The sequence below is a fragment of the Pectobacterium atrosepticum genome (assembly GCF_000740965.1).
In the GTDB taxonomy this organism is placed as follows: Bacteria; Pseudomonadota; Gammaproteobacteria; order Enterobacterales; family Enterobacteriaceae; genus Pectobacterium; species Pectobacterium atrosepticum.
Window position 1 is genome coordinate 1,995,280 of record NZ_CP009125.1, and the last position, 24,075, is coordinate 2,019,354.

The following is a 24,075-nucleotide window of genomic DNA, read 5'->3' on the forward strand; positions in this document are numbered from 1 at the left end:
AACAGAGTGAGGGAATTGGCATCGCAACGAAAAATTGATTTTCGCTGCAAACTTAACAGTTTGATTTATAGAACTTATTCGCTTCTGAAAAGTAGTTGTCCAGAGTGCGGTTTTTGATGTTCTCCGTATTCTCGACTATTTCCAGCTTCAGGCTATCTTGTGTCCATCTTTTTGATTTGGTCGATGTATTTTTTAGTGCATCAATAATCGCGCCAATGACGAAAAGGCTTTCATTCAGATTGAGATCGGTATATTCATCCAACTGCTGCTTTTCAAACTGCTCAATATTTACGCGCCGAAATACAAATTCGACATCACGTAATCCATCTGCGGGATAAAACGATGAGTGATAATTATCTGGTGTTACGAATTCTTTTCTTTTTTCATCAAATAATCTTAGCTTTCCTGCGTCATCCATTTTGTATCCAACAGCTTTCTCAATGAAAGGTTCGACTATGCTGATATATCGTTCGTCATCAATTAAAAACGGTCCATCCAGATTAATAAAGGTTGCTGGCTCTCTTCCTTGGTGAATAGAACAAAGGTGCAAAACATCCAATACTTCAGCCCCTATCATCGGTAGATCATAGATGCCTGTTTCAAGGCGAAATACTTCCCCATATCGAGACATGCGTATAGGCATCCTATTTGATATTGCCTCAACTGCATCATCCAGCACGTGAGGATTTTCCTTAAGCACTCCTTTCTCTAATAAGAATTTGTTAAACCCTGCTAAAAGCTCTTTGCTAAGAGGGCTTCTTTTTTCAGCCCACATACCATAGCGGTTTTTTTCTATTAGCGCTGAAATGATGATGTGACCATCAAGTGCAAGTTGAAGACAGTCTGCAATGGATACTTCTTCTTGAAAGCTGGTTGTCAACCTGCGGGCAGTTTCTTCTAATGTTAACCACTCTTTGAGCTTAAACAGCTTTTTCATGATGCTCCCTATCCGTGAATCTTGTGCCAGTTGCGGAGAAAAGTATTCAGGTATGGGATTCTCGGTTCTGCCTGTTTTCACCGGATAACCACATTTTAGGAGGGCAACTAACAGGAATCAATAACTAACTGTATATAAATACAGTATTAGCCATTCGCGACGCGTAAGCCTCTGGCTCCTTCCGACGCCATCACTTTCCCCGTTGCGGCTGTTTCGACAAATTCGCCCCACCAGCACATCAACACCTTGCGTTGTTCCAGATAGGTGGAGCGGTTATAGGCACGGCGCACTTCGTTAGTGTCTACGTGGGCGAGGGCGGCCTCGATCACATCTGGCGGGAACCCTTCTTCATTGGCGGCGGTACTGAATATGGCGCGTAGGCCGTGGGATACCAGTACACCTTTGTAACCCATACGCCGCAATGCGGCATTAGCGGTCTGGCTGTTCATCGGCTGCTTGGGATCTTTACTGGAAGGAAACAGGTATTCCCTGTGTCCGCTGATGGGCTTCATGGCGTCCAGAATGGCTAATGCCTGCGGGGGCAGAGGAATAATGTGATCACGGCGCATCTTCATGCGGCCAGCGGGGATCGTCCAGGTGTTATCTTTAAGGTTTATCTCGCTCCAACGGGTTTCAGCGGCTTCGGCAGGGCGGGTAACGGTGAGTAGCTGCCATTCAATCAATAAGCGGGTCTGTAACTCAATGCTGGCGACCGATAGCGTTTTCATCAAGCCAGGTAATGCCTCTGGCCGAATGGTCGGCATATGAGTTTTCACCGGCGTCTGAAACGCTTTGCGGATCTTGGCGGCGGGATTCGCAGGAATTAGCCCGGAGTTAACCGCATAATCCATCACCTCGTTAATTCGCTGACTTACCCGCTTGACGGTTTCCAGTTTGCCACTGGCCTGTATCGGCTCCAGCGCGCTGATGAAGTGACGAGCGGTAAGCTGGGTTATCGGTAAGGTTCCGATGAACGGGAACACGTATTTTTCTAGCGAACGCCAAATATCTTTAATGGTGTTCTCGGCCAGCGGTTGAGACTTTTTTAATTCGTACCAGTCAGCGGAGACTTTAGCGAATGTATTTAGGTTGATGGCTTGTTCTTGTTCGCGCTGCTGTTGCTGGTGGAATTGTGGGTCGATACTTTTTTCTAAGAGTGCTTTGGCTGCTTCCCGCATTTGCCTGGCATCAGCCAAAGAAATTGCCGGATAGCTACCAAACGTCAACGTAGTGCGTTTTTTAGTTTGTGGCTGGTAATAGCGAAAACGCCATGTCTTTGTGCCGGAAGGTTTGACGAACAATAGCAGCCCGCCTCCATCATGCAGTGACAATTCTTTGTCTATTGCTTTAGCGGCTTTGACTTCCGTGTTTGTGAGGCGCTTTGTCTGAATTGCCATGATCGTTACCTTTGGGACTACGGTTTTATGGGACTACGCTAATATAGTCCCAAATGTAGTCCCAAAATTTCCGGCTGTAAACGGGGTATCCCGATAGATAACAGGCAACAAAAAACCCGCAAACTCAGTGAGAATGCGGGTTTCTGTGGGGTTTCCGGTAGTAAACGATACTAACCGAAGTTGTATTTGGTCGGCACGAGAGGATTTGAACCTCCGACCCCCGACACCCCATGACGGTGCGCTACCAGGCTGCGCTACGTGCCGATGCTATGGCATTTATACTACATTTTCCTGACCTTATTGCAATAGCTAGCTACAACGACTGCTTTAGATTTAAGCAGTTAGTTGGCAATAAAGCGCCTTTCGTTCGTTAGTACCTGCAAGAGCAGGGCAAGCTGCGGTTTTTCATCATTCAGTCGATTTCCCGCCATGTCGTAAGCCCGGTAGTTGCCGTTGCTTTCCAATACGATGATTTGTTCCGGCGTTGTGATCAGTAGCGTGCCGCTATTACCATTAATCAACCACGGATAGCGTCGTTGGGCAGAGAACAGGTCTTCACCTTGTGAATAATCATCCGTGCCGTTTTTAACATGAAGCAGGCGCTGCATCAGCGTAGTCATGACGTCTTTGTTGTCCGTCATTTTCGTAATGGTCTGTGCCGGCGTATTCGGCCAGTGAACAATAAGCGGTGTTTGCCATTGCGAGCGAGTGAAACGTGCCGCGTTGCTGGTATTGGCATTCTGGTTCTGTGCGGTTGTCACGATGATGACCGTGTTATCCAGAATGTTCTTTTCCTGCAAAGTTCGAATGATTTGGCCAATCTGGCGGTCAACGTCCTGAATATTCATTCGGCTGCTTGGCTCTGCGTCTTTGCTGGATGTATTTTTCGGTGCACTGCTCAGCTCAACGTAAGAGAACCAAGGCGCGGGATTATTATCGCGATTGAGCCACTCTTGCCACTGCGTGATGATGGCATCGCCGCTTTGCTGCTGTGGCGCGGGCAAGGAGAAATCAGAAAGCAGCGCCTGACGATAGAGCGGGCTGTTGAAGCCGTTCGCTGAAAATAGCCCAAACTGATAACCCTGCTGGCTTAATGCGGCGATCAACGCTGAGGGTTTACGCGCACTCAGGATACCATCCATATAGGTTGTCGAGAGGCCGTAAAACAGATTAAACAAGGCGGCGTCTGGCTGAGAACCCGAATCGTAGTGATCGCTGAAACGCACGTTTTCTGAGGCGAAGCGCGACAAGTTAGGCATACGGTTTTGTATGGCTTCAGGCTGGGTATCGTCGATCATCACCATCAGAAGGTTGTAGCCGCTGCCGTTGTCGCGGAAGGTGATGTTATTGAGCGGATACTCTACCGTCATCGCCTCAGGATTACCCTGTTGCGTCAATCGGCGCTGATATTCCTGCGCATCCAGCAGGCCATGTTTTTCCAGAAACCGACGTGCCGTCATTGGATAAGATAGCGGTAGATTGGCGCGTTGCATGGTAATCGGGCGATAGAAATTCGCATCGGCCCAGATGTACATCAGGTGCGACGCGAAGAACGCCGAGATGAAAACGCCCGCCAGTGGTTTACCAAAGTTGCGGCGATTCAGACTGCGTAATTTTTGCCAGCACCAGGTGCCGAACAACATCTCCGCCATAAAAATCAACGGAATGCCTATAAACATCCACTGCCAGTCGCGGGCGATCTCCCCTTGTCCTGGGTTGACGACGAGCTCCCAAACGGTGCTGTTGAGGTGCAGGTGAAAACGCGTAAAGACTTCAACATCGACTAACAGTATCGTCAGCCCAGTTGTAGCCAGCGCCGCAGACAGGAACCGCAGCAGGCGTTGCGACATCACAATGAATGTTAGCGGGAAGATGACGAGCAGATAGGCGGCAAAGACGATAAAACTGAAATGGCCAAGCCAGCTAACCAGCGCGTAAATTCGACCGAACAGGGAGGTTGGCCAATCGGCAACAAACAGGTAGCGGCTACCCAGCCCCAAAGTGAGCAAAATGTTGAATAAGGCGAACCAGTGTCCCCAACTGATCATCTGGGAGACTTTTTCGCGGTAGCGCTGACGGTTGGTTACCATACGTTGGTCAAAATTTAGTGAGCTTTATCGGCTTTTTTAATCGAAGCCTGTAGGGCTTCAGCGAAAGAACGCGCCAGAATCTGACGTTGAGCTGGTGCGATGCTGGTGTTAATCAGGTTCGTCACCATGTTACCGAGCACCATTAAAGCAAGGTCGGTCGGAGCGTGGTGCTTTTCCAGAACATTGACCATCTCAGAAAGCAGTTGTTCAACGTGTTCGTCACTATAGCGGGATGATTGTGGCATAAAATGGCGTATCTCAAGCGGATAAAGTCGCTTATCTTACCGTATAGGCTTATGCTTTTCCGCACTTTTATCATTAACGTACTTTTATCACTAAATAGTGTAGACGCTCAGCGCGCGTACAGGTGCAAAGGGGCAGCTTTATGTGTTGCGGGTCGCTCGTATCAGTGTTTGAATACGCGCCTTGCCAAAAGGAGAGTTTATCATGAGTCTGGATATCGCCCAGATTGCCCTGCATCAGCTAATTAAACGTGACGAACAAACGCTGGACATGGTGTTGCGAGATTCTCTGCTGCCGACCAATGCGGCAGTAGAAGATATGATGGCTGAACTGCATCGCGTTTACAGCGCCAAGAGTAAGGCCTACGGGCTGTTTAATGAACAAAGCGAGCTGGCGGATGCGCTGCGGGCTTGCCGCAAAGGGGATGAGGACTTTCTGAGTTTCTCACGCGCCGCGACTGGGCGTCTGCGTGACGAACTGGCGAAGTACCCGTTTGCCGAAGGTGGCATCGTGTTGTTCTGCCAGTACCGCTATCTTGCCGTCGAATATTTGCTGATATCGGTGCTTAATAGCTGCAACAGCATGCGGGTTAATGAGCAGTTGGATATCAGCACCACACACTATCTGGATATCAATCACGCGGATATCATTGCTCGTATCGATCTGACTGAATGGGAAACTAACCCTGAATCCACACGCTATCTGACGTTCCTGAAAGGGCGCGTCGGGCGTAAAGTGTCTGACTTTTTCATGGATTTCCTGGCCGCGTCAGAAGGGCTGGATACCAAAGCACAAAACCGTGGCCTGCTGAAAGCGGTTGATGAGTATTGTGATGAGGCGCAGTTAGATAAAAACGAGCGCCAGAATTATCGCCAGCAGGTGCATAGCTACTGTACTGAGCAGTTGCAGTCTGGTGAGGAAATCGAGCTGGCATCGCTGTCTCAGGAACTGCCACCCCTGGGCGAGAAAACCTTTCAGCAGTTTTCAGCCGATCAGGGCTATGAGCTGGAAGAGAGCTTCCCTGCCGATCGCGGGACACTGCGTCAGTTGACCAAATTTGCTGGCAGCGGTGGCGGCATTAGCCTGAACTTTGATGCCTTATTACTTGGCGAGCGGATTTTCTGGGATCCGGCTACAGATACGTTGACGATTAAAGGCACGCCGCCGAATCTACGCGATCAGTTACAGCGTCGGACGAGTGGTGGTAAGCAGTAGAAATCGAGCCAAAAGGCGACGCTGCCCTTTTTCTTATCGTCAGGAAAAGGGCAGTAGCTGATCTCGTTTGGAAATGATAACAATTAGAAATATTTGAGCCAGCGGATGTCTCTGCGGCGGGCTTTTAAACGGGCAAACGCACGAACGGGCGAAAATAACGCGACCATCAGCACCAAGGTACAAACCCACAATTGCCAAACGGCGGAAAAGCCGAACCATTCACCTTGATTTTCCCCCCAGATCGCAACAGCGGTTAAATACATGCCTTTTAAAACATAAAGATGCAATAAGTAGAAAAACATCGGTGCGGCACCGAAATTCGCCAACATAACAAGCCAGCGCTTCTGTTGCTGACGCTCAAACAGAGCGAGCAGGCAAAACCCTATGCTAAGGGTTAGGCAGAGAAACAGCAGCGATGGCGGGTATTTCGTGATGTTGAAATAACTCATGAGTGTCTGCGTGATGGTTTCACTCTGTTGCCAGGGTTTATCGCCATACAGATTGATACTACGTAGTATGAAAAACAGCGCTAACGTGGTTCCGGCTAGAGCGAGCAAGACTTTCTGCCGCTGAAGCGGAAAGACGTCTTTTCGGTATAGTGATCCTGCCGCGTAGCCAAGTGAAATGACGCCAATCCAGGGAAGTATCGGATATGAAGTACGCATACGGAACGTTTCGCTGATTGCTATCCAACCGCGATCGTGCAGAACTGCCCAGGGAATGGACCAAATGGAACCTGCGGATGCATGCAGAGGGTCCAGCAGATTATGCCCACCCACGATAACAATACCCAATATGAAAACCAAGCTAGCAGGTAGCCAGATTAGCGCGCTGAGAGCGAGCATACTCATGCCGATTGCCCAAATCACCTGCAAATAGATGACCTGCGGTGGGAATTGGAACGTCCACGCAAAGTTGATCAACGTGACTTCAAGAAGAATGAGAATTAAGCCGCGTTGGAACAGGAAGAGGGCAGTTTGCCGACGATTTTGCACTTTCTGATGATAAAGTGCCGCAGAGAGTCCGGTTAAAAAGACAAACACGGGAGCACACAGGTGCGCCAGCGTACGATTGATGAATAGCATAGGATCAGTGCTGGTGACATCAATGGGATCGGCGAGTTGCAGGTGTAAATAAAAGGTTTCGCGCACATGGTCTAGTAGCATAAGTACCATCACCAGACCGCGCAGAGCATCGATAGCGAGAAGTCGCTGAGAGATATCTCGAGACATGTTCACATTCCTTTGTGAATGAATAAATTTTTATAAAAAAAACGCCGCATAAGCGGCGTTCTTCTTTCCCGGCGTCCCGGAAAACGACTTCAGTGCAAACTAAACGCGAACGAAGTCGATGTGAGTCAGTTTAGGCTTGTAAACGTGACGTTGTACAGCCTGAACTTTAACTTGAACTTCTTTGCCATCGATAGACAGGATCAGTGTTTCACCGTAGAAGCCTTCTTTCACTTCTTGGTTTTTTACTGAATCGTGATCTAGTTCGATAGATACTGGTGCTTCTGAACCACCGTAAACGATGGCTGGGAATTTACCAGCGGAACGCAGGCGGCGGCTCGCACCCTTACCCTGACCTTGACGTGCTTCTGCTTTGATAGTAATCATTTTCTTCTCTACTTATATAAAGTAATCCTGCTACAGGCGACCCAGCAGCAGGTTGGGTTATCCAGCTTTTGCGGACAAAAGCGGGCTAAATTCTAGCGGAATATGGCTTCGTGGGCAAATGAATCCCAACATTACTCGTCATACTTCAAGTTTCATGTGCGTTGGCAGCGTTCTGTCACCCGAATCACTTACCAGAGTAAGCTCATCGGGATTAAATGAGAGACATCCTGTCTCTCACCGGAGGCCAGCTGTTGGCTGGTCAAATTCGTTCCCGACGAATTTGTCCCTCACTTGCCGGCTGCCTGAAACTCGAATTATTTAGAGTATACCTTAGCCGCGGAGTTCATTGGCGCGGCGAAAGCGCCCCTGATAATCAAAGAGCTTTTCACGTATTTGCCAGAATCTCCCGTTTTTACGCGCGACGACAAAGTCGGGTGCGCGTAAAGATATCTGCTGTGCGATGACGTCGGCGGCATTCTGCCAGTTAAATGGCGTTCCCGGTGCGCGTTGATGAACACGTAAAAACTGTTGCAGGAAAACGTGGCGTTGTGCGGTGGAGTGCAGGCGGAAACGCTCGCTAACGTCAGCACCTTCCTCATCATGGTAGGTTATTTTCAGCCATTCACCTTTTGCATCTTGCCCCTGTTCGAAGCTCATGCCGCTACAGCGTAAAACCAGCGCATTTTTCAGTTTCAGTGCGGCTTTCAACATGTCGTCGGGGTCGACTAATACCTCGTCGCACTGGTTGCAGCGCCGTGCGGCAATGTCGTTTTCTGCCCCACAGTGTGGACAGACTTTAAACCGAAACCGGAAATTACACTGCTGACGTTGGCCGTTTTCTGCCATTTCCCAGCCTTGGCAGCGGCGGCCATAGTGTTCGATGATATCGCCATCCGGGGTGGTTTTGCCCCAGAACAGGTTAGCAAAACCACACTCAGGGCAGAAAACTTGCACCGGCTGGCTGCCAGCATGGGGTTTGCTGTTGCCTACTTCTGGGGTGTAGAGGTCGTGTGGGTTACCTGCGTAATCCAGTATCAGACAGTCTGCTTTTCCCGGATACAAACGTAAACCGCGCCCGACAATTTGCTGATAGAGGCTTACGGACTCTGTCGGACGTAGAATGGCGATAAGATCGACATGTGGGGCATCAAAACCGGTCGTCAGTACCGCCACGTTGACCAAGTATCGCAACGACTGCTGTTTAAAGGCGTCAATCAACGCATCACGCTCGGCAGGTGGGGTATCGCCGCTGACCAGTGCAGCCTGACCTGCGGGTAACAACGCTGCAATTTCTTTGGCATGCTCGACGGTAGACGCAAAAATCATCACACCGCGTCGCGTTTGCGCATAATCGACAACCTGGCTGATGATGTGCGGCGTAATGCGCTGTTGGCGTTTAAGTTCGAGATTTAGGTCAGCTTCGCTGAATAATCCGTTGCTGCGGGCGACAAGCTTACTGAAATCATATTGCACCACTGGCATATCCAGTCGGTCAGGCGGCACCAGAAAGCCATGCTTGATCATATAGCGCAGCGGTAGCTCATAGATGCAGTCGCGGAACAAACAACGCTCGTCGCCACGCATCATGCCGTGATAGTGGTACTGATATATCCAGCCTTTGCCAAGCCGATAGGGCGTCGCAGTTAGGCCGAGTAGCCGCAGCTGTGGATTGGTTTTTTGCAGGTGCTGGATGATTTGTTGATATTGGCTATCATTGTCGTCGCTGATACGGTGACATTCATCGATGATCAGCAGAGAGAAGGCGTTATCGAACTGATCGAGGTTACGTGCGACGGACTGCACGCTGCCAAAGACCACTTTTCCCCTGCTCTCTCGCTGTTGCAGCCCCGCCGCGAATATATCCGCTTCCAAATCCCAGGCGCAGTATTTGGCGTGGTTTTGCGCGACTAGTTCCTTGACGTGGGCGAGCACCAGCACACGACCACGAGCAAGCCGCGCCAGTTCGGCGATGACCAGACTTTTCCCCGCGCCGGTGGGCAAAACGATGACGGCCGGTTGGGTATGATGCCGAAAATAGTCGAGTGTGGCGGAAACAGCCTCACGCTGGTAAGGCCGTAGTGTGAATGACATCGCTAGTGCTGGCAGATTTTACTGGCGCTGGTGGTGAAACCAGCATCGTGCGGGATAAATTTTCCGCGTTCAGACAGAAATTGCACCAGCATTGAGGCTGTCATGTTTTCGGCGGAGCAGGTATGAAAACGCGCTGCGTTGCCGAAGCGGGTTTCTATGGTGGTAATCAGTTGTTCAGTGGTAAATGACTCACCGGACGCGAGCATCATTTGCAAAACTTCATGGCCGTGAATAGATGACATGAGGATTGTCCTTAAAATGTAAAAAATTGCCCTTATTATGCCTGTTGATAGTACCCAGTGCGAGGGGCGCGCAGCATGAGGGTTGGCTAAAAAGAGCAACATACAGGCGGTGAATTGCAGGACGAGCGGGCAAAGCCTCGGTATACTATCCTCTCACAATTTAGGGCCTCACAATTTGAGACCGGCATTTCTTTGAAATAGGTAGTCAGTTTTAATGCGATTGGACAAATTTTTATCCCAACAGCTGGAAATTAGTCGTTCACTGGTGGCGCGCGAGCTCCACGCACAGCGTGTTACCGTAGATGGCGAAGTGGTAAAAAGCGGTGCGTTCAAGTTATCCCCTGAGCATAACGTTGAATTTGATGGTAACCCGTTGAAACAGCAAAACGGCCCACGTTATTTCATGTTGAATAAGCCTCAGGGCTACGTTTGTTCAACTGACGATCCCGATCATCCGACCATTCTTTATTTTATGGATGTGCCGGTGGCGTACAAACTGCATGCCGCAGGGCGTTTGGATATCGATACCACAGGGCTGGTGCTGTTAACTGACGATGGGCAATGGTCGCATCGTATTACCTCACCTAAACATGAGTGTGAAAAAACCTATCTGGTGACGCTGGAGTTGCCGCTGGCTGAGGATACCGCAGAGCAATTTACGGTGGGTGTACAGCTGCATAACGAGAAGAATCTTACTAAACCCGCTACGCTTGAGAAGATAACGGATCATGTTGTTCGGTTGACGATTAGCGAAGGTCGCTATCATCAGGTGAAAAGGATGTTTGCTGCGGTGGGCAATCGCGTTGTGGAGCTACACCGTGAGCGGATCGGTGGTATCTGTTTGGATAGCGAGCTGGAACCGGGAGAATTCCGCGAGTTAAGTGCTGAAGAGGTCGCCAGCGTAAAATAATACTATTCAGAACGACCTTCTTTCTAATCTGGAGTTATTAGTGCAATTACGCCGTTCTTCTCATCTCGGGCTGATTTTTATTCTTGGCCTGATTTCGATGCTAATGCCGTTAGCTATCGATATGTATTTACCGGCGTTGCCGACCATTGCTAACGAGTTTGGCGTGGGCGATGGGCATGTCCAAATGACGCTCAGTGCTTACGTGTTGGGTTTTGCTATTGGCCAGATGTTCTACGGACCGATGGCGGACAGCCTAGGGCGTAAACCTGTCATTCTCGGCGGTACGCTGGTTTTTGCGTTCGCAGGCGTGGCCTGTGCGCTGGCGCAAACGGTAGAGCAGCTGATCTATATGCGTTTTCTGCACGGTGTTTCTGCCGCCGCCGCGGCGGTTGTTATTAATGCACTGATGCGCGATATGTTCTCGCGGGATGATTTTTCTCGCATGATGTCGTTTGTCGTGCTGGTGATGACTGTTGCCCCCTTAATTGCACCGATTGCCGGTGGCTGGTTGCTGCTGTGGTTTAGCTGGCATTCCATTTTCTGGACGATCTCTGCCGCGGCGTTTCTGGCGTCAGCGCTGATTTTCTTTTTTATCAAAGAAACCTTACCGCCAGCGAAACGACAGAAATTTCATCTGCGCACCACCATCGGGAATTTCGCTATTCTGTTCCGCCACAAGCGGGTGTTTAGCTATATGGTGGCGAGCGGGCTTTCGTTTTGCGGCATGTTCTCCTTCCTGAGTGCCGGGCCGTTTGTGTACATCAACCTGTATGGCGTTTCTCCTCAGAATTTTGGCTATTACTTTGCCCTGAACGTCATTTTTCTGTTCGTGGTGACGCTGTTTAACAGCCGTAATGTACGACGACTGGGTGCTATGGCGATGTTCCGCACAGGGCTGGTCATTCAGTTTGTGATGGGAATATTTTTGGTGGTTGTCTGTCTGTTCGATCTCGGCTTCTTACCGCTGGTGTTTGGTGTGGCGCTGTTTGTTGGCTGTATTGCGATGGTGGCGTCGAATGCGATGGCAGTTATTCTTGATGATTTCCCTCATATGGCAGGGACGGCATCGTCGTTGGCTGGCACGCTACGCTTTGGTCTTGGTGCGATTGTAGGTGTTGTCCTCTCACTGGCTTCATTCAGCAGCGCTTGGCCGATGGTACTATCTATGGCGCTCTGTTCGATCGGAGCATTTCTGCTGTATCTGTACGCGCACCGTTCCCCAGGGTCCTGATTTTCCCCTTCTTTTCAGATGCAGGTAAGATGTGCCTGCACCTGAGTTTGTTCTTCTCTTATATTCCTCATTTTCCTTTTGACAGCGATAGCCTGCCATTCTCCTTTGTTTTGCCAATGTAAAATATTTTACTAAAAAGTGAATAAATAAGCTGAAAGGAGTTGAGATATTAAATGGAAAAGGTTACATATAGCCGGAAAAGAAGAGCGATTCGTGATCAGTTTGGCATTAATAGCGCTTGCAATCAGGTTAGTTAGCCACTACCACGATATGCAAAATATGTGTTTGTTGTTTTTTTGTTCACGAAAAGTGGCGGGAAATGGCGCGAACACGCTACTATGATAAATATGTTGCTATTTTGTGAATTTTTACCTGAGGAAAACAGTAGTGGACAGTTTTCAACTTTCGGTGGTTCATCGTTTGCCGCAAAGTTATCGCTGGTTATCGGGTTTTGCAGGTATCAATGTTGAACCGATTCCGCTGAGCGGCAGAGAAGAAGACAATAACCTGATTGGTCTCAAATTGTTGAGTCATGATGGCGATATCGCATGGGAAATCATGCGCCAGCTGAATCAATCCCTGTTTGAAATACAGGTTGAATGCGCCGTTCTGGAATGGGAAAGCGAACCGTGTCTGTTTTTACATCGCAATGATGAAAGTACAGCAATGTGCCGTCTGAAAAATGTCGGTGTCGCTATTGCTGAATCTGTATCGGCACAGTATCCTTTTTAAACCGCAGCGCCAGTAGACTGGCGCTGCGGCACTTCCTCGTTTATGCCGATTGCGTTTCCGTCATGCCAGATGAAAACTGTAGCAGCTCCCGCGTGTAATGCTCGGCAGGATGCGTGAATACCTGTTTACACTCCCCCTGTTCGACGACTTCACCCTGTCGTAACACGATAACCTGATGACACAGTGAGCGGATAACTTGTAAATCATGGCTGATGAACAGGTAGGCGATTTTGTGCTTTTCCTGTAATGACTTCAGCAGGGCCAGAATTTGCGCCTGAACCGTTCTGTCCAGCGACGACGTAGGTTCATCGAGAATCAGCAGTTCCGGTTGCAGTATTAGTGCCCGAGCGATAGCGATACGCTGGCGCTGACCGCCGGAAAACTCGGAGGGATAACGGTAACGAGTGGTGGGATCCAGCCCGACTTCCTGCATCACCGCCACCACGCGTTGTTCTTGCGCCTCTTTACTCAATTTGTGATGAACGATCAATCCCTCAGCAATGATTTGCTCCACATTCAGCCGTGGGTTCAGCGCGGAGTTCGGGTCCTGAAAAACGACCTGAATCCGGTGACGGAAGGGCAGCATTTGCTTACGGGTTAGCCCTTGCAAGGGTTGACCATCAAACCAGATATCACCGCGTGATTGAATCAGGCGAAGTAGCGCTAATCCGGTAGTGCTTTTCCCTGAACCCGATTCCCCTACCAAACCCAGGCTTTCACCGCGCCGTAAGGTGAAACTAATATTATTAACGACCTGCTTTTCGTCAACGGTACGGCGCAAAAGGCCGCGTTTGATAGGGAATGAAACGTGCAAATGCTCCACCCGCAGGAGGGGGCCACCGTCATCCTCTACCGGAAGCGGCTCGCCTGATGGCTCTGCGTCCAGTAATTGGCGTGTGTAAGGATGCTGCGGAGCGCTGAAAAGCTGCTGACAGCTGTTGTGCTCCACGGCTTTACCCGATTTCATAACCGACACGTTATCCGCCAATTGACGGACGATATTCAGATCGTGGGTGATGAACAGTAAGCTCATCCCCATTTCCCGCTTCAGCTCGTTCAGCAATTTCAGTATTTGCGCCTGAACGGTAACGTCCAGTGCTGTTGTCGGCTCATCAGCAATGAGTAAATCGGGCTGAGTCAGCAGCGCCATTGCAATCATGACGCGCTGGCGTTCCCCGCCGGAAAGCTGGTGTGGGAAATCATTCAATCGGCTTTTAGCCTGCCGAATACCCACGCGATCCAGACAGGAGATGACTTCGCTACGGGCCGCCTCGGTGCGCATGCCACAATGGAGCGAAAGCACTTCAATTAGCTGTTTCTCAATGCTTTGCAGGGGGTTAAGCGACACCATCGGTTCCTGAAAGATCATCGCAATTCGGTTACCGCGTATCTGACGCAGTGTTTTTTCATCGGCATGTAGCAGCGATTGCCCCGCAAAGCGGATATCTCCCTGCGGATAAACCACGGGTGGGGAAGGGAGCAAGCGTAAAACCGACAGTGCAGTGACGCTTTTCCCCGAACCTGACTCGCCGACCAGCGCCAGCGTCTCACCCGCATTCACCGCCAGTGAAAGCTGGTCGACAACACGCTGCTCCTGATCGCCTTTGCGGAAGGCAATGCTGAGATCATCTATCTGCAATAAAGGTGAACTGGACATATTAATGCGCCTTGCTGGGGTCAAAGGCGTCGCGCACCGCTTCGCCGATAAAAATGAGTAAGGAAAGCACGATGGAAAGTACCATAAACACGGTAATACCCAGCCACGGTGCCTGAAGGTTATTTTTCCCTTCCAGCAATAAAGTACCTAATGATGGTGAGCCCATTGGCAGACCAAAACCGAGGAAATCCAGCGATGTCAGTGTGGTAATCGAGCCGCAGAGAATAAAGGGCAGATAGGTCAGCGTCGCAACCATCGCGTTTGGCAGCATGCAGCGGAACATAATGGCACGATCGCTGACGCCCATTGCCTGCGCGGCGCGAATATAGTCAAAATTTCGAGTACGCAAAAACTCTGCCCGGACCACACCAACCAGACTCATCCAGCCGAAAAGTACGGTAATCGCCAGTAGCCACCAGAAGTCCGGCTGAATCACGCTGGACAGTAGGATGATGAGAAACAGCGTCGGCATGCCGGACCAGACTTCGATAAAGCGTTGGCCCCATAGGTCAAAACGTCCGCCGTAATAGCCCTGTGTTGCGCCTACGATAATACCAATCACGCTCGACAGTATTGTGAGCGCCAGACCGAACAGCAGTGAGATACGGAAGCCATAAAGTACCTGTGCGACTACGTCTTTCCCCTGGCTGTCCGTACCCAGCCAATTCTGCCAGGAGGGTGCCGATGGGAAAGACACCGTGGTGGCATAGTTTATGGTGGCATAGCTGTAGCGAATCAGTGGCCAGATGGCCCAACCGTGGTTGCTGATACGTTCGGCGATATAAGGGTCACGAAAATCAGCCGTGGTATCTAACTGTCCGCCGAACGTTCTCTCGCTGTGATCAATAAGGACAGGCGTATAGAGCTGACGGTCATATTTCACCAGCAGCGGTTTGTCATTGGCGATCAGTTCGGAAAACAGGCTGAGAATAAACAGCACCATGAAAATCCACAGCGACCAGTAACCGAGACGATTACTTTTAAAACGCGCCCAGCGCGCCTGATTGATCGGGCTTAATCGGCTCATTGGCGTCCCTCAAAATCGATACGCGGATCCACCAGTGTATAGGTTATGTCACTGACGATATTCAACAATAAACCGATCAGCGTGAAGATATACAGCGTGCCGAACATGACGGGATAATCACGTTGCAGCGTGGCGTCATAGCCCAACAGACCCAGCCCGTTGAGAGAAAACATCACCTCAATCAGCAGCGAACCAGTGAAAAACATGCTGATAAACGTGGCAGGGAAGCCAGCAATCACCAGCAGCATGGCATTACGGAACACATGCCGATAGAGGATGCTTTTTTCATCCAGCCCTTTAGCGCGTGCGGTAACAACGTATTGCTTACGAATCTCATCCATAAAGGAGTTCTTAGTGAGCATCGTGAGGGTAGCAAAACCGCCAATCACGGAAGCTACTACCGGTAGCGCGATATGCCACAAATAATCGGTAATCTTGCTGTACCACGGCAGGGTATCAAAATTGCTGGAGATCAGTCCTCGAAGTGGGAACCAGTCTAGATAACTGCCGCCTGCGAACAGCATAATTAAAATAATCGCAAACAAAAACGCCGGAATGGCATACCCGACGATGATTAATGTACTGCTCCAGGTATCGAACGGTGTGCCGTTCTTCACCGCTTTTTTGATGCCAAGTGGAATGGAAACCAGGTAGATAATCAGCGTACTCCATAGCCCCAGCGTAATCGAAACCGGCATGCTTTCCTTAATGAGCTGCATCACCGAAGAGCCACGAAACAGGCTGTCGCCGAAGTCAAAACGTACGTAATCCCACAGCAGTTTAAAATAGCGCTCATGGATTGGTTTATCGAAGCCATAGCGTTTAGTGATTTCTTCGATGACTTCCGGGTCAAGCCCGCGTGAGCCTCGGTAAGCGTTTTCGATATTGGGCGCGCCGCTGGTGCCAGTGCGTGCCATTCCTGCATCCATTCCGCTATTGGCGGTATAGCCGCTGCCGTGTCCCATTTCGATCGCTGCGATAGCTTGATCGACAGGGCCGCCGGGAGCAATTTGTACAATGAAGAAGTTAATCGTGATAATCGCCCACAGGGTTGGAATGACCAGCAAGAGGCGGCGTAACAGATACGTTCCCATTTTGATTCCTTAACGTCGCTCTGCGGGCAGCGTAGCTGCCTGTTTGGTATCGAACCACCAACCATCAAAACCAAGTGAATAGGTCGGTCGTACAGCAGGCATGGCAAACTTGTTCCAATAGGCGAAGCGGTCATGGTTGGAATACCACATCGGAATCATGAGCTGATTCCAGGTCAATATCCTGTCCAGCGCGCGGCCTAATGACAGCAAGGGGACTTTTTGCCCTTGATGCTTAACGATGTCTTCGATGAGTGAATCAATCGCGGGATCGCTGACTCCCGGTCGGTTGTAGGTCGAGTCGATATACTGCGAACTCCAGCGAATTTGCAGGTCAGCACTGGGGTAGAGCGACGCGCTGTATACCGTTGCCAGCATATCGAAATCCCGTTTACGGAGGCGGTTGTTGAACTGCGTGCTGTCGATGTTACGCACGTTCATGGTGATGCCCAGTTTTTTCAAGCTCTGCTGGAAAGGCAAGACATACTGCGAATTACCGGCGCTTGGCAATAGCAGTTCAAACGTAAATGGCTGTCCGGTTTTGCGATTAACCAGCTTCTGATCTTTCAATTCCCAGCCAGCCTCTTCCAGCAGCTTGATTGCCTTAAGCCAGTTTTGTCGGTCATACCCGCTGCCGTCGGATGAGGGCGGTTTGTAGGCCGTGCCGAAGACTTCGGGGGGGACTTTGTCCTTCAGTGGCGTCAGCCAGGCCAGTTCCTCTGCGCTGGGTTCACCTTTAGCGGCATACTCAGTATTCTGGAAATAGCTGTCGGTACGTTGATAAGCGTTGTAATACAGCGCCTTGTTCATCCAGTTGAAGTCAAATGCCAAGGATAACGCCTGACGAACGCGACGATCCTGAAACAGCGGCCGCTGGATATTGAACGCGAGCCAACGCGTATCCTGAGCGGATTGATTGACCTGATCCTGTTTAATGATGTAGCCACGCGCAAAGTTGCCACCCTGATATTGGGTCGCCCAATTTTTTGGCGATCCTTCTTCACGCAGATCGAAGGCTCCCGCTTTAAAGGCCTCTAGTGCGACGCTGTCGTCCAGATAATAGTCGTAGCGGATTTTGTCGAAATTGTACTGGCCTTTATTTACCGGTAAATCGTTACCCCAGTAGTCTTTCACGCGAGAATAGGTAACATATTGCCCCGTTCGATAGGCGGTGATGCGGTAAGGGCCACTAGCCGGGGGTGGATAGGATAGCGGCTCGCTGAACTTATGATTCTTCCAGAATTTTTCCGGCATGATGGGCAAGGTCAGCAGGCTGAACATGCGGTTTTTGTCGGATACGGGAAAATCGAAGCGTACGGTCAGCGGTGCAACGGCCTTGGCGGTAACATCTTTAAAATAGATGCGAAACTGCGGCACGCCCTGCGTCATAAACATATTGTAAGTGAACGCCACGTCGGCCGCCGTGATCGGGGTGCCATCATGAAAGCGGGCTTTGGGGTTCATCTCTATTTCAATCCAGCGGAAATCCGCCGAATGGCGTGTCGTCAGCGCGACGAGTGGATAATAACTGCCGGGTTCGTCATCAGAGGAAGTGAAAAGCGAATCATAGAGACGTTCAGTACGTGCCGCCGCTGTGCCGCGTAGCGCGAAACGGTTGAAATTGTCAAAGGTACCCAGTGCGCTGAGAGTGATGCTGCCGCCTTTGGGGGCGTCAGGACTGACATAGTCAAAATGGCTGAAATTCTCGGCATATTTGGGTTCCCCCAACAGTGCGAAGCGGGTGCTGTTTTCAATCGTTTCGGCATGCAGCCCAAAATGGGTCGTGCAAAGCAATACGGCAGCGATAACGCGTTTTAACATCTGACGGCAATCTCCTGCGAGTGGTCGTTATCTGATTGGGCGTCTGATGTAGATATGCCATATCGTAACGTCGACGATGCCGATTTCTTCGGCATAAAGTTCTTGAAATAATTAACATTCCCATAGGGAAGTTGCGTGTTTTCTTTTTATCATGAAATCAGGTGATAAACCTACCTTAATCACGGCCTGTTAATGTTTCAGATTGTTGAGTCAGTCATATTTTGCGCAATATGCCGCAGAAGGGGAGGAACGAAGTGGCATTCGGAGGAGGCAGGAATAAAAAACGTAGGGAACGTTTTCCAACGTTGCGCAGCAACGGTCCGTAGGGTGACGGATAAGGATGTTCGTCATAAAAAAACGCCGCTTAGGTTATAAGCGGCGTTAATGTCATCTCGTTTCGTTGGCTAACTAAACAATACCACAGCAAGGGACAGATATTGTTTAGCTGGTTTTTCCTTTACTCAGAACACGGCGTCCTTCTTGATAACGCTTATTCCAGTAGTCTTCTGTCATTTTGGAGATGATGACACCACTGCTGGTTGATGCGTGGACGAACTGATCGTTGCCGAGGTAAATACCAACGTGGCGTCCGGTTGAACCTGCACGGAACAGAACAAGATCGCCAACGCGCAGTTTGTTGCGCTGAATTTGCTGGCCCATCTCTTGCTGTTCATAGGTCGAACGCGGTAAATCCATGCCAAATTGTTCGCGGAAGGTGCGCTGAACGAAAGCTGAGCAGTCAATGCCACGGCGACTATCACCGCCTAAGCGGTAACGAACACCTTTCCAACTGGCATATTGGTTAAGCAATTTGGACTTGATGTCCACGTTACGAACCAGTGCTTCAAATTCATCCTGAGAGGCTTGCAGTAAAAGACCATCTTTATCATTAACTGCATGCATATCAGTTTGAGCTTTATGGTTATATGCACTATTACTTCCACATGCGGAGAGCATCATTGCTACCGCTACGGCAGGCACTGCCCGCCAGATATATCTCAGAATCGGTTGAGACTTGACCATTATTGTTATGTTCCCTTGCTGTCCTTAACGATAAATATCGCTATGTAGTATCCCCATTTCACTGGGGCATAAATGCCAAACGAAAACGAGAGTCAGACTAAATCAGAGTTTCTTCTTAGCCAAATACTCATCAACGAAAGTGTGCCAGAATGCACATTATTTTTCTTGTCGCTACTAGTTCAGTATGCGCTAAAAAGCAAACTTCAACGAGACTACCGCAACAGCAGTAGGATTGCGAGTAGTTTTAACTAATTTATTTATAAGATTTAATGATGTATTCAGCTAAAAAATGTCGATGTAAAAAAGCTGAAATCATATGAATTTATACTGTCGATTTCTTAGGTAATCGTCGGTTTAACAGGGCAATAGCGGCATCGCTTGCTGGCGTTAATAACCACCAACTCAAGCCGACCAGAACAACCGAGAGCGAACCGACGGCAATATCGGTAAACCAATGTGCACCGATCATGATGCGAGGCAATGAGAAGATTACTGTGATGGCCACGCCGATAGCGAAAGCGGTGCGGGTAAAATAGCGCAGCATAAAGGCAGCAAAGATCATCAACATCATACCGTGGTCACCGGGGAAACTGTCCGATGAAGCATCTTTGGTAGGTATACCCGTTAAGTCTGAAACGCGGTTGACGTCACTAAAATAGAGCGTCGGGCTGGCGTGTTGAACGGGCAGCAAATGTCCCGCTTGATTCAGCACTACGGCAGTTAACAGCATGATGAAGCCAATGATTAACAAATGGCGGCGCTCTATGGGGGAGGCTTTCAGATAAAACGACAAATACAGCAACCCCATCGCAATAAGCGCACAGCCGTCAAAAGCCCGGTTATTGGTAATCGCTACCAGATGTAAAAATGCCGGACTATCAACCAAAAGGCGGTTGAAATAGAAAAAGATGTTACTGTCGAGCGTGAGCCAAAAACCATGATTTTCCGGCAGGTACCAAGATAAAAACAGACCAATACCCAACACATTGAGCACTAAAATAGAAGAAATACGAGCAAATGACATAAGGCAAAGCATCCAAATACGAAAAACTCCAGTTTAGTCCACGTTAGGTAAACGAGCCTTTAACAATGAGGCTTGCAACGTATTCCATTCTGCCGGTGTTTCATTGATGACTTCGATACGGCTATCAATCGGTGCCGCCGATCGGGTTTCTATATGAAGATCGAGTCCCTGACGGTTGACGACGAGCGTCCCTTCTTTGATACGCATAACCCCTTTAACCCGGCTCACGGGGGAAAGGCGAACCCAGTCCAGCAAGGTGGCGGTGTCAAAAGCGGTTTCAGGCTCGAATATCCAACCGCAGGCATGGTAGCCCTGTCCCTGATTAAGAGAACGTCGCCAGGATTGCCCACTCGGTAATTGCAGCGCGGCCAAACCATTTTTTGGCTTATGTGCGTGGTGGTGAATGCCGTCCGGCAGTTCGCGTACACGGTTTTGCGATAAAGGGTGTCGCGGTTGGTCGAGCTGCTGTCGGTTAAGGTTTCCCTGACTGGTTTCGATGATTTGCCGACCCTCGCTGTTTGCCTGTTGCCACTGTTGTAAGGCCGCGAGATCATCGGTGGTGTAGGTATCGCGCTTGTTGGCGATAATAATGTCAGCGGCGGCAAGCTGATCGCGGAAATTCTCATTTTCTGTGTAACGCGTGTCGCTTAACTGGCGCGCATCCAGCAGACACAGTGTGGCCTGCAATGTCAGCCAGGGCTGATAGATGTCACTCGTCAGCAATGAGAGAATTTGTTTCGGGTGGCCGAGCCCCGTGGGTTCGATAAGTAATCGATGGGGCTTTTTCTGTTGCAGCAGCATGTTCAGGCCAACCTGCATCGGCAAGCCGTTCACGCAGCACATGCAGCCGCCGGGAATTTCTTTCAGGACAGCACCGCTGTCCGCCAGTAAGGCACCGTCAATGCCCACTTCGCCGAATTCATTGACCAGCACTGCCCAGACTTCGTCTTCAGGCTTTTGCGACAGAAGATGGCGAATTGTGGTGGTTTTTCCACTACCCAGAAACCCCGTAATCAAATTGACTTTCGTTAGCATGGCAGGCTCCTATATGAATGGACGGTTGAAATGTGCCGGATATCTCATCCGGCGACACGTATCGTGCTGATGGTGCGAGGTCGTTGTTAGTCTGCGCGGCCCATGTAGCGACGTTCTGGAATGTGAATACGGATTTTTTCACCTGCGCTCAGGTATTCTGGAACTGGGATGACCAGACCGGTGCTCATGGTGGCTGGCTTGTTGCGTGAGCTGGCGGAAGCACCTTTAATGCCCGGTGCCGTCTCGATGATTTCCAGATCTACCGTTTGCGGCAGTTCCAGCGCAATGATTTGGCCGTCCCAGCTTAATACCTGAATCCCCGGCATACCGCCTTCAGGGATAAACAGCAGTTCGTCTTCTATTTGATCTTTTTTGAAGAGGTAAGGGGCGTAGTCTTCATCATCCATAAAGACGTATTCGTCACCGTCAATATAAGAGAAGGTCACCGTGCGGCGTGTCAGCGTGATGGTGTCGATAATATCGTCACCTTTAAAACGTTCTTCCACTTTCAAACCCGTGCGGACGTCAGAAAAACGCATTTTATACAGCGTGCTGGCACCGCGGGCACTGGGGCTCTGGACATCGATGTCCTTTACCAGCAATAACTTGTCGTTATAGTTAACGACCATTCCGCGTTTAATCTCGTTCGCTCTTGCCATAAAAATTACCTGTTATAAGGAGTGTGATTTTTGTGGCGACACGTTACTCGCGCCGGAGAATTCAGGCAAGTAGATACTCGTCATACTTCAAATTTCATGTGCGTTGGCTGCGTTCACTCACCTGAATCACTTACTTATGTAAGCTCATCGGGATTCCTTCCCTTGCCGCCTTCCTGAAACTCGAATTATTTAGAGTATAAGATGAATGGGGCTGATATTGGTTTTTTGCTATCGGGCTGCTATCGTGGCGCTCTCTTATCTCTTGTCAGCCCACCGGAGAGCTTACTGATGGACTGTCGCCCTCATTGCGGTGCTTGCTGCATCGCGGCATCGATTTCAACGCCTATGCCGGGCCTGCCGCACGGCAAGCCAGCAAACACGCCCTGTATTCATCTTGATGAGGCGATGCGCTGTGGGTTATTCCATTCCCCTCTGCGGCCTGCGGTTTGCGCGGGGCTAAAGCCGCGTGCGGATATGTGTTTCAGCCATCGGGATGAGGCGATGATTTACCTGCTCAAACTGGAAGCTGACACCGCGCCTTGAATTGCGGTGGTCAGGCATCTTTGATGCGTGACATACAATAGATGGAACCGACGATCATCAGCAGTGCGAAAAAGAAAACGGCGTGATAGCTCCAGATTTCAGCGACGATACCGGCCAGTGAGCCGGAGATGATCCAGCCAACGCGGGTGGTATTGGTAAACAGCGTCGTCGCAGCCCCTGCCTGTCCAGGCATTAAATCCTGAAAATAGAGCATACCTATTCCAGCTAGAATCCCGATGAAAATAGCGTTCAGCACCTGTAACGCCAGCAGCGCGGTTTCTCCGTTGAAGAACAACAATCCGCTAAAGAACAGTAGGCCAGATGCAACGGCAAGCCGCATTAGGAAACGTTTACCGAAGCGTTTGGCAACGTAACCTGCAATCAACATCACCGGAATTTCCAGCCCAGCGGCAACGCCCATCATGATACCCGCCAGCTTTTCTGGCAGATGAAGCTCATGCACCAGATACAGCGGCATATTAATGAGGTAAATCCCGTTGCAGGTCCACATCAAGGTACACGCGATGAATAGCAAGAGCGTGTCACGACGGTTGCGGCGAGGTGATTCCAGCGTGGAGGTGGTTTTCTCCACCGCTTTGGGCATGGAGGGTAGAAAGAATTTGACCAAAATGCCGCACAAGATAAAGACGACTGCGGCGGTCAGATACATCGTGGTGAAGCCGAATCCTAGTGCCAGCGCAAAGGCGATAGGCGGGCCGACAACCCAAGCGAGAGAAATTTGGGCGCGGAGGATTGAGCTGAACATTGCCGCTTCACGACCGGTTTTATCCGCGTGCTCGCGCGCCAGCGCAAAAAGTTGCGGGTTCGCGGTCGAGCCAAAACTGCTCAGCAAGACGCCGATAAAGAGCAGAATAAAATAGTTACGGTTCCACGCAAACAGCATGCAGGCCAATGCACCCAGCAGGCAGCAGACGAAGATCAACGATTTACGATCGCCTTGACGGTCTGAACGCGTGGCCAGCATTTGGCTGACGACGATGCCAATAACTGCGCTGCCGGTATAAAACATCCCCACCATAAAAGGACGAACCTGTACTTCGCTGGAAAGAAAGAGGCTGAGCGTGGGAAGTTGCAGGGCACCGGCTGTTCCAGTCAGAAAGGCAATGATTAAAAATGCTGACGATGTCAGGTCAAGCGGGCGTCGTGTTGTGTTTGCAGGAGTGAACATAAATTGATAGCGCTTGGAAAATAGGCAGAGGCTGTCGAGCGCGACATAGTACGCGGGTTTATAATGAAACAGAAATCTTGTTTCATTATTTTTCGTCAGCACAGCTTCAGCCATTTGAGGGTTTTTGTTGGCGGGCAGTGCGTCATCCACGTTAAAATGTGCGTGATGTCAAAATTTTGTTACGTCAGCAGTGTAGAAAGCTTGCATAAAGTACGTAATAGAATGAGACTTTTGAAACGTTTCAGCGGGATTTTTTTTGAAACGCCCTAATCATCACCACATTTTTTTCTCATAAAAGCTGA

At 49.9% G+C, this 24,075-nt stretch carries 22 protein-coding genes and 1 tRNA gene; 5 read left to right on the top strand and 18 right to left on the bottom strand.

What is annotated here, in order from left to right; translation table 11 throughout:
* Positions 1–52: 52 nt before the first annotated feature.
* The 5 genes from GZ59_RS08720 to GZ59_RS08740 all read right to left on the bottom strand — a co-directional run bounded on the left by GZ59_RS08720 (position 53) and on the right by GZ59_RS08740 (position 4,669).
* Positions 53–937: a hypothetical protein gene (locus tag GZ59_RS08720; RefSeq protein ID WP_011094288.1), complete on the bottom strand. Its 885-nt coding sequence runs from the start codon at positions 935–937 to the stop codon at positions 53–55.
* Positions 938–1,083: 146 nt separating this feature from the next.
* Positions 1,084–2,334, bottom strand: a complete 1,251-nt coding sequence (locus GZ59_RS08725) for an integrase domain-containing protein (RefSeq protein WP_011094287.1) — start codon at positions 2,332–2,334, stop codon at positions 1,084–1,086.
* Positions 2,335–2,521: 187 nt separating this feature from the next.
* Positions 2,522–2,598 (bottom strand) — tRNA-Pro (locus tag GZ59_RS08730).
* Positions 2,599–2,675: 77 nt separating this feature from the next.
* Complete coding sequence (yejM, locus tag GZ59_RS08735) at positions 2,676–4,424, bottom strand: LPS biosynthesis-modulating metalloenzyme YejM (protein WP_011094286.1); 1,749 nt, start codon at positions 4,422–4,424, stop codon at positions 2,676–2,678.
* A 14-nt stretch (positions 4,425–4,438) separates the two neighbouring features.
* Positions 4,439–4,669: a YejL family protein gene (locus GZ59_RS08740; RefSeq protein WP_011094285.1), complete on the bottom strand. Its 231-nt coding sequence runs from the start codon at positions 4,667–4,669 to the stop codon at positions 4,439–4,441.
* Positions 4,670–4,871: 202 nt separating this feature from the next.
* Here GZ59_RS08740 and yejK point away from each other — a divergent pair, with 202 nt between their 5' ends.
* Positions 4,872–5,882: a nucleoid-associated protein YejK gene (yejK, locus tag GZ59_RS08745; protein WP_011094284.1), complete on the top strand. Its 1,011-nt coding sequence runs from the start codon at positions 4,872–4,874 to the stop codon at positions 5,880–5,882.
* 83 nt (positions 5,883–5,965) lie between these two features.
* Here the strand turns inward: yejK and GZ59_RS08750 are convergent, their stop codons facing one another.
* From GZ59_RS08750 to GZ59_RS08765, 4 genes are all read right to left on the bottom strand, one after another.
* Positions 5,966–7,114, bottom strand: a complete 1,149-nt coding sequence (locus GZ59_RS08750) for an acetyltransferase domain-containing protein (protein WP_011094283.1) — start codon at positions 7,112–7,114, stop codon at positions 5,966–5,968.
* Positions 7,115–7,213: 99 nt separating this feature from the next.
* Positions 7,214–7,498: a 50S ribosomal protein L25 gene (rplY, locus tag GZ59_RS08755; protein WP_011094282.1), complete on the bottom strand. Its 285-nt coding sequence runs from the start codon at positions 7,496–7,498 to the stop codon at positions 7,214–7,216.
* Positions 7,499–7,828: 330 nt separating this feature from the next.
* Positions 7,829–9,589: a DNA repair helicase RadD gene (gene radD / locus GZ59_RS08760; RefSeq protein WP_011094281.1), complete on the bottom strand. Its 1,761-nt coding sequence runs from the start codon at positions 9,587–9,589 to the stop codon at positions 7,829–7,831.
* A 2-nt stretch (positions 9,590–9,591) separates the two neighbouring features.
* A complete protein-coding gene (locus GZ59_RS08765) occupies positions 9,592–9,831 on the bottom strand; it encodes a YecH family metal-binding protein (RefSeq protein ID WP_011094280.1) in 240 nt (79 codons plus the stop codon).
* Positions 9,832–10,045: 214 nt separating this feature from the next.
* Between GZ59_RS08765 and rsuA the strand changes: the two genes are divergently transcribed.
* From rsuA to GZ59_RS08780, 3 genes are all read left to right on the top strand, one after another.
* Entirely contained in the window at positions 10,046–10,741 is a 696-nt protein-coding gene (rsuA, locus tag GZ59_RS08770; RefSeq protein ID WP_011094279.1) for a 16S rRNA pseudouridine(516) synthase RsuA, read from the top strand.
* A gap of 40 nt (positions 10,742–10,781) precedes the next feature.
* On the top strand, positions 10,782–11,972 hold the full coding sequence (locus GZ59_RS08775) for a Bcr/CflA family multidrug efflux MFS transporter (protein WP_011094278.1): 1,191 nt from the start codon (positions 10,782–10,784) through the stop codon (positions 11,970–11,972).
* Between the two features lie 387 nt (positions 11,973–12,359).
* Positions 12,360–12,704, top strand: a complete 345-nt coding sequence (locus GZ59_RS08780; protein WP_011094277.1) for a YejG family protein — start codon at positions 12,360–12,362, stop codon at positions 12,702–12,704.
* A gap of 40 nt (positions 12,705–12,744) precedes the next feature.
* Here GZ59_RS08780 and yejF read toward each other — a convergent pair whose 3' ends face one another.
* From yejF to yeiP, 8 genes are all read right to left on the bottom strand, one after another.
* Positions 12,745–14,361, bottom strand: coding sequence for a microcin C ABC transporter ATP-binding protein YejF (gene yejF, locus GZ59_RS08785; RefSeq protein ID WP_011094276.1), 1,617 nt, complete (start codon positions 14,359–14,361; stop codon positions 12,745–12,747).
* 1 nt (position 14,362) lies between these two features.
* Positions 14,363–15,388, bottom strand: a complete 1,026-nt coding sequence (locus GZ59_RS08790; RefSeq protein ID WP_011094275.1) for an ABC transporter permease — start codon at positions 15,386–15,388, stop codon at positions 14,363–14,365.
* Complete coding sequence (locus GZ59_RS08795; RefSeq protein WP_039291228.1) at positions 15,385–16,482, bottom strand: microcin C ABC transporter permease YejB; 1,098 nt, start codon at positions 16,480–16,482, stop codon at positions 15,385–15,387. The genes GZ59_RS08790 and GZ59_RS08795 overlap by 4 nt, the downstream gene beginning before the upstream one ends.
* Before the next feature lie 9 nt (positions 16,483–16,491).
* Entirely contained in the window at positions 16,492–18,300 is a 1,809-nt protein-coding gene (locus tag GZ59_RS08800) for an extracellular solute-binding protein (RefSeq protein ID WP_039291230.1), read from the bottom strand.
* A gap of 441 nt (positions 18,301–18,741) precedes the next feature.
* Positions 18,742–19,323 (bottom strand): bifunctional murein DD-endopeptidase/murein LD-carboxypeptidase, encoded by a 582-nt coding sequence (gene mepS, locus GZ59_RS08805; RefSeq protein WP_005967268.1) that lies wholly within the window; start codon positions 19,321–19,323, stop codon positions 18,742–18,744.
* A 322-nt stretch (positions 19,324–19,645) separates the two neighbouring features.
* Positions 19,646–20,347, bottom strand: a complete 702-nt coding sequence (locus GZ59_RS08810) for a phosphatase PAP2 family protein (protein WP_011094272.1) — start codon at positions 20,345–20,347, stop codon at positions 19,646–19,648.
* Between the two features lie 33 nt (positions 20,348–20,380).
* Complete coding sequence (locus GZ59_RS08815) at positions 20,381–21,382, bottom strand: CobW family GTP-binding protein (protein ID WP_039291232.1); 1,002 nt, start codon at positions 21,380–21,382, stop codon at positions 20,381–20,383.
* Between the two features lie 86 nt (positions 21,383–21,468).
* The gene (yeiP, locus tag GZ59_RS08820; protein WP_039291233.1) at positions 21,469–22,041 is read right to left on the bottom strand and encodes an elongation factor P-like protein YeiP; all 573 of its coding nucleotides are present in this window, start codon (positions 22,039–22,041) and stop codon (positions 21,469–21,471) included.
* 288 nt (positions 22,042–22,329) lie between these two features.
* Between yeiP and GZ59_RS08825 the strand changes: the two genes are divergently transcribed.
* Positions 22,330–22,584, top strand: coding sequence for a hypothetical protein (locus tag GZ59_RS08825; protein ID WP_005967276.1), 255 nt, complete (start codon positions 22,330–22,332; stop codon positions 22,582–22,584).
* 10 nt (positions 22,585–22,594) lie between these two features.
* On the opposite strand, the gene setB is transcribed toward GZ59_RS08825, so the two are convergent.
* On the bottom strand, positions 22,595–23,773 hold the full coding sequence (gene setB, locus GZ59_RS08830) for a sugar efflux transporter SetB (protein WP_039294900.1): 1,179 nt from the start codon (positions 23,771–23,773) through the stop codon (positions 22,595–22,597).
* Positions 23,774–24,075: the final 302 nt, after the last annotated feature.

Coding starts and splice junctions, on each gene's coding strand:
- rsuA (WP_011094279.1), top strand. CDS start 10,046: ATGCGATTGGACAAATTTTTATCCCAACAGCTGGAAATTAGTCGTTCA.
- GZ59_RS08740 (WP_011094285.1), bottom strand. CDS start 4,669: ATGCCACAATCATCCCGCTATAGTGACGAACACGTTGAACAACTGCTT.
- GZ59_RS08815 (WP_039291232.1), bottom strand. CDS start 21,382: ATGCTAACGAAAGTCAATTTGATTACGGGGTTTCTGGGTAGTGGAAAA.
- GZ59_RS08825 (WP_005967276.1), top strand. CDS start 22,330: ATGGACTGTCGCCCTCATTGCGGTGCTTGCTGCATCGCGGCATCGATT.
- yejF (WP_011094276.1), bottom strand. CDS start 14,361: ATGTCCAGTTCACCTTTATTGCAGATAGATGATCTCAGCATTGCCTTC.
- yejM (WP_011094286.1), bottom strand. CDS start 4,424: ATGGTAACCAACCGTCAGCGCTACCGCGAAAAAGTCTCCCAGATGATC.
- GZ59_RS08800 (WP_039291230.1), bottom strand. CDS start 18,300: ATGTTAAAACGCGTTATCGCTGCCGTATTGCTTTGCACGACCCATTTT.
- setB (WP_039294900.1), bottom strand. CDS start 23,773: ATGTTCACTCCTGCAAACACAACACGACGCCCGCTTGACCTGACATCG.
- rplY (WP_011094282.1), bottom strand. CDS start 7,498: ATGATTACTATCAAAGCAGAAGCACGTCAAGGTCAGGGTAAGGGTGCG.
- GZ59_RS08725 (WP_011094287.1), bottom strand. CDS start 2,334: ATGGCAATTCAGACAAAGCGCCTCACAAACACGGAAGTCAAAGCCGCT.
- GZ59_RS08790 (WP_011094275.1), bottom strand. CDS start 15,388: ATGAGCCGATTAAGCCCGATCAATCAGGCGCGCTGGGCGCGTTTTAAA.
- radD (WP_011094281.1), bottom strand. CDS start 9,589: ATGTCATTCACACTACGGCCTTACCAGCGTGAGGCTGTTTCCGCCACA.
- GZ59_RS08795 (WP_039291228.1), bottom strand. CDS start 16,482: ATGGGAACGTATCTGTTACGCCGCCTCTTGCTGGTCATTCCAACCCTG.
- GZ59_RS08750 (WP_011094283.1), bottom strand. CDS start 7,114: ATGTCTCGAGATATCTCTCAGCGACTTCTCGCTATCGATGCTCTGCGC.
- mepS (WP_005967268.1), bottom strand. CDS start 19,323: ATGGTCAAGTCTCAACCGATTCTGAGATATATCTGGCGGGCAGTGCCT.
- GZ59_RS08720 (WP_011094288.1), bottom strand. CDS start 937: ATGAAAAAGCTGTTTAAGCTCAAAGAGTGGTTAACATTAGAAGAAACT.
- GZ59_RS08810 (WP_011094272.1), bottom strand. CDS start 20,347: ATGTCATTTGCTCGTATTTCTTCTATTTTAGTGCTCAATGTGTTGGGT.
- GZ59_RS08765 (WP_011094280.1), bottom strand. CDS start 9,831: ATGTCATCTATTCACGGCCATGAAGTTTTGCAAATGATGCTCGCGTCC.
- yejK (WP_011094284.1), top strand. CDS start 4,872: ATGAGTCTGGATATCGCCCAGATTGCCCTGCATCAGCTAATTAAACGT.
- yeiP (WP_039291233.1), bottom strand. CDS start 22,041: ATGGCAAGAGCGAACGAGATTAAACGCGGAATGGTCGTTAACTATAAC.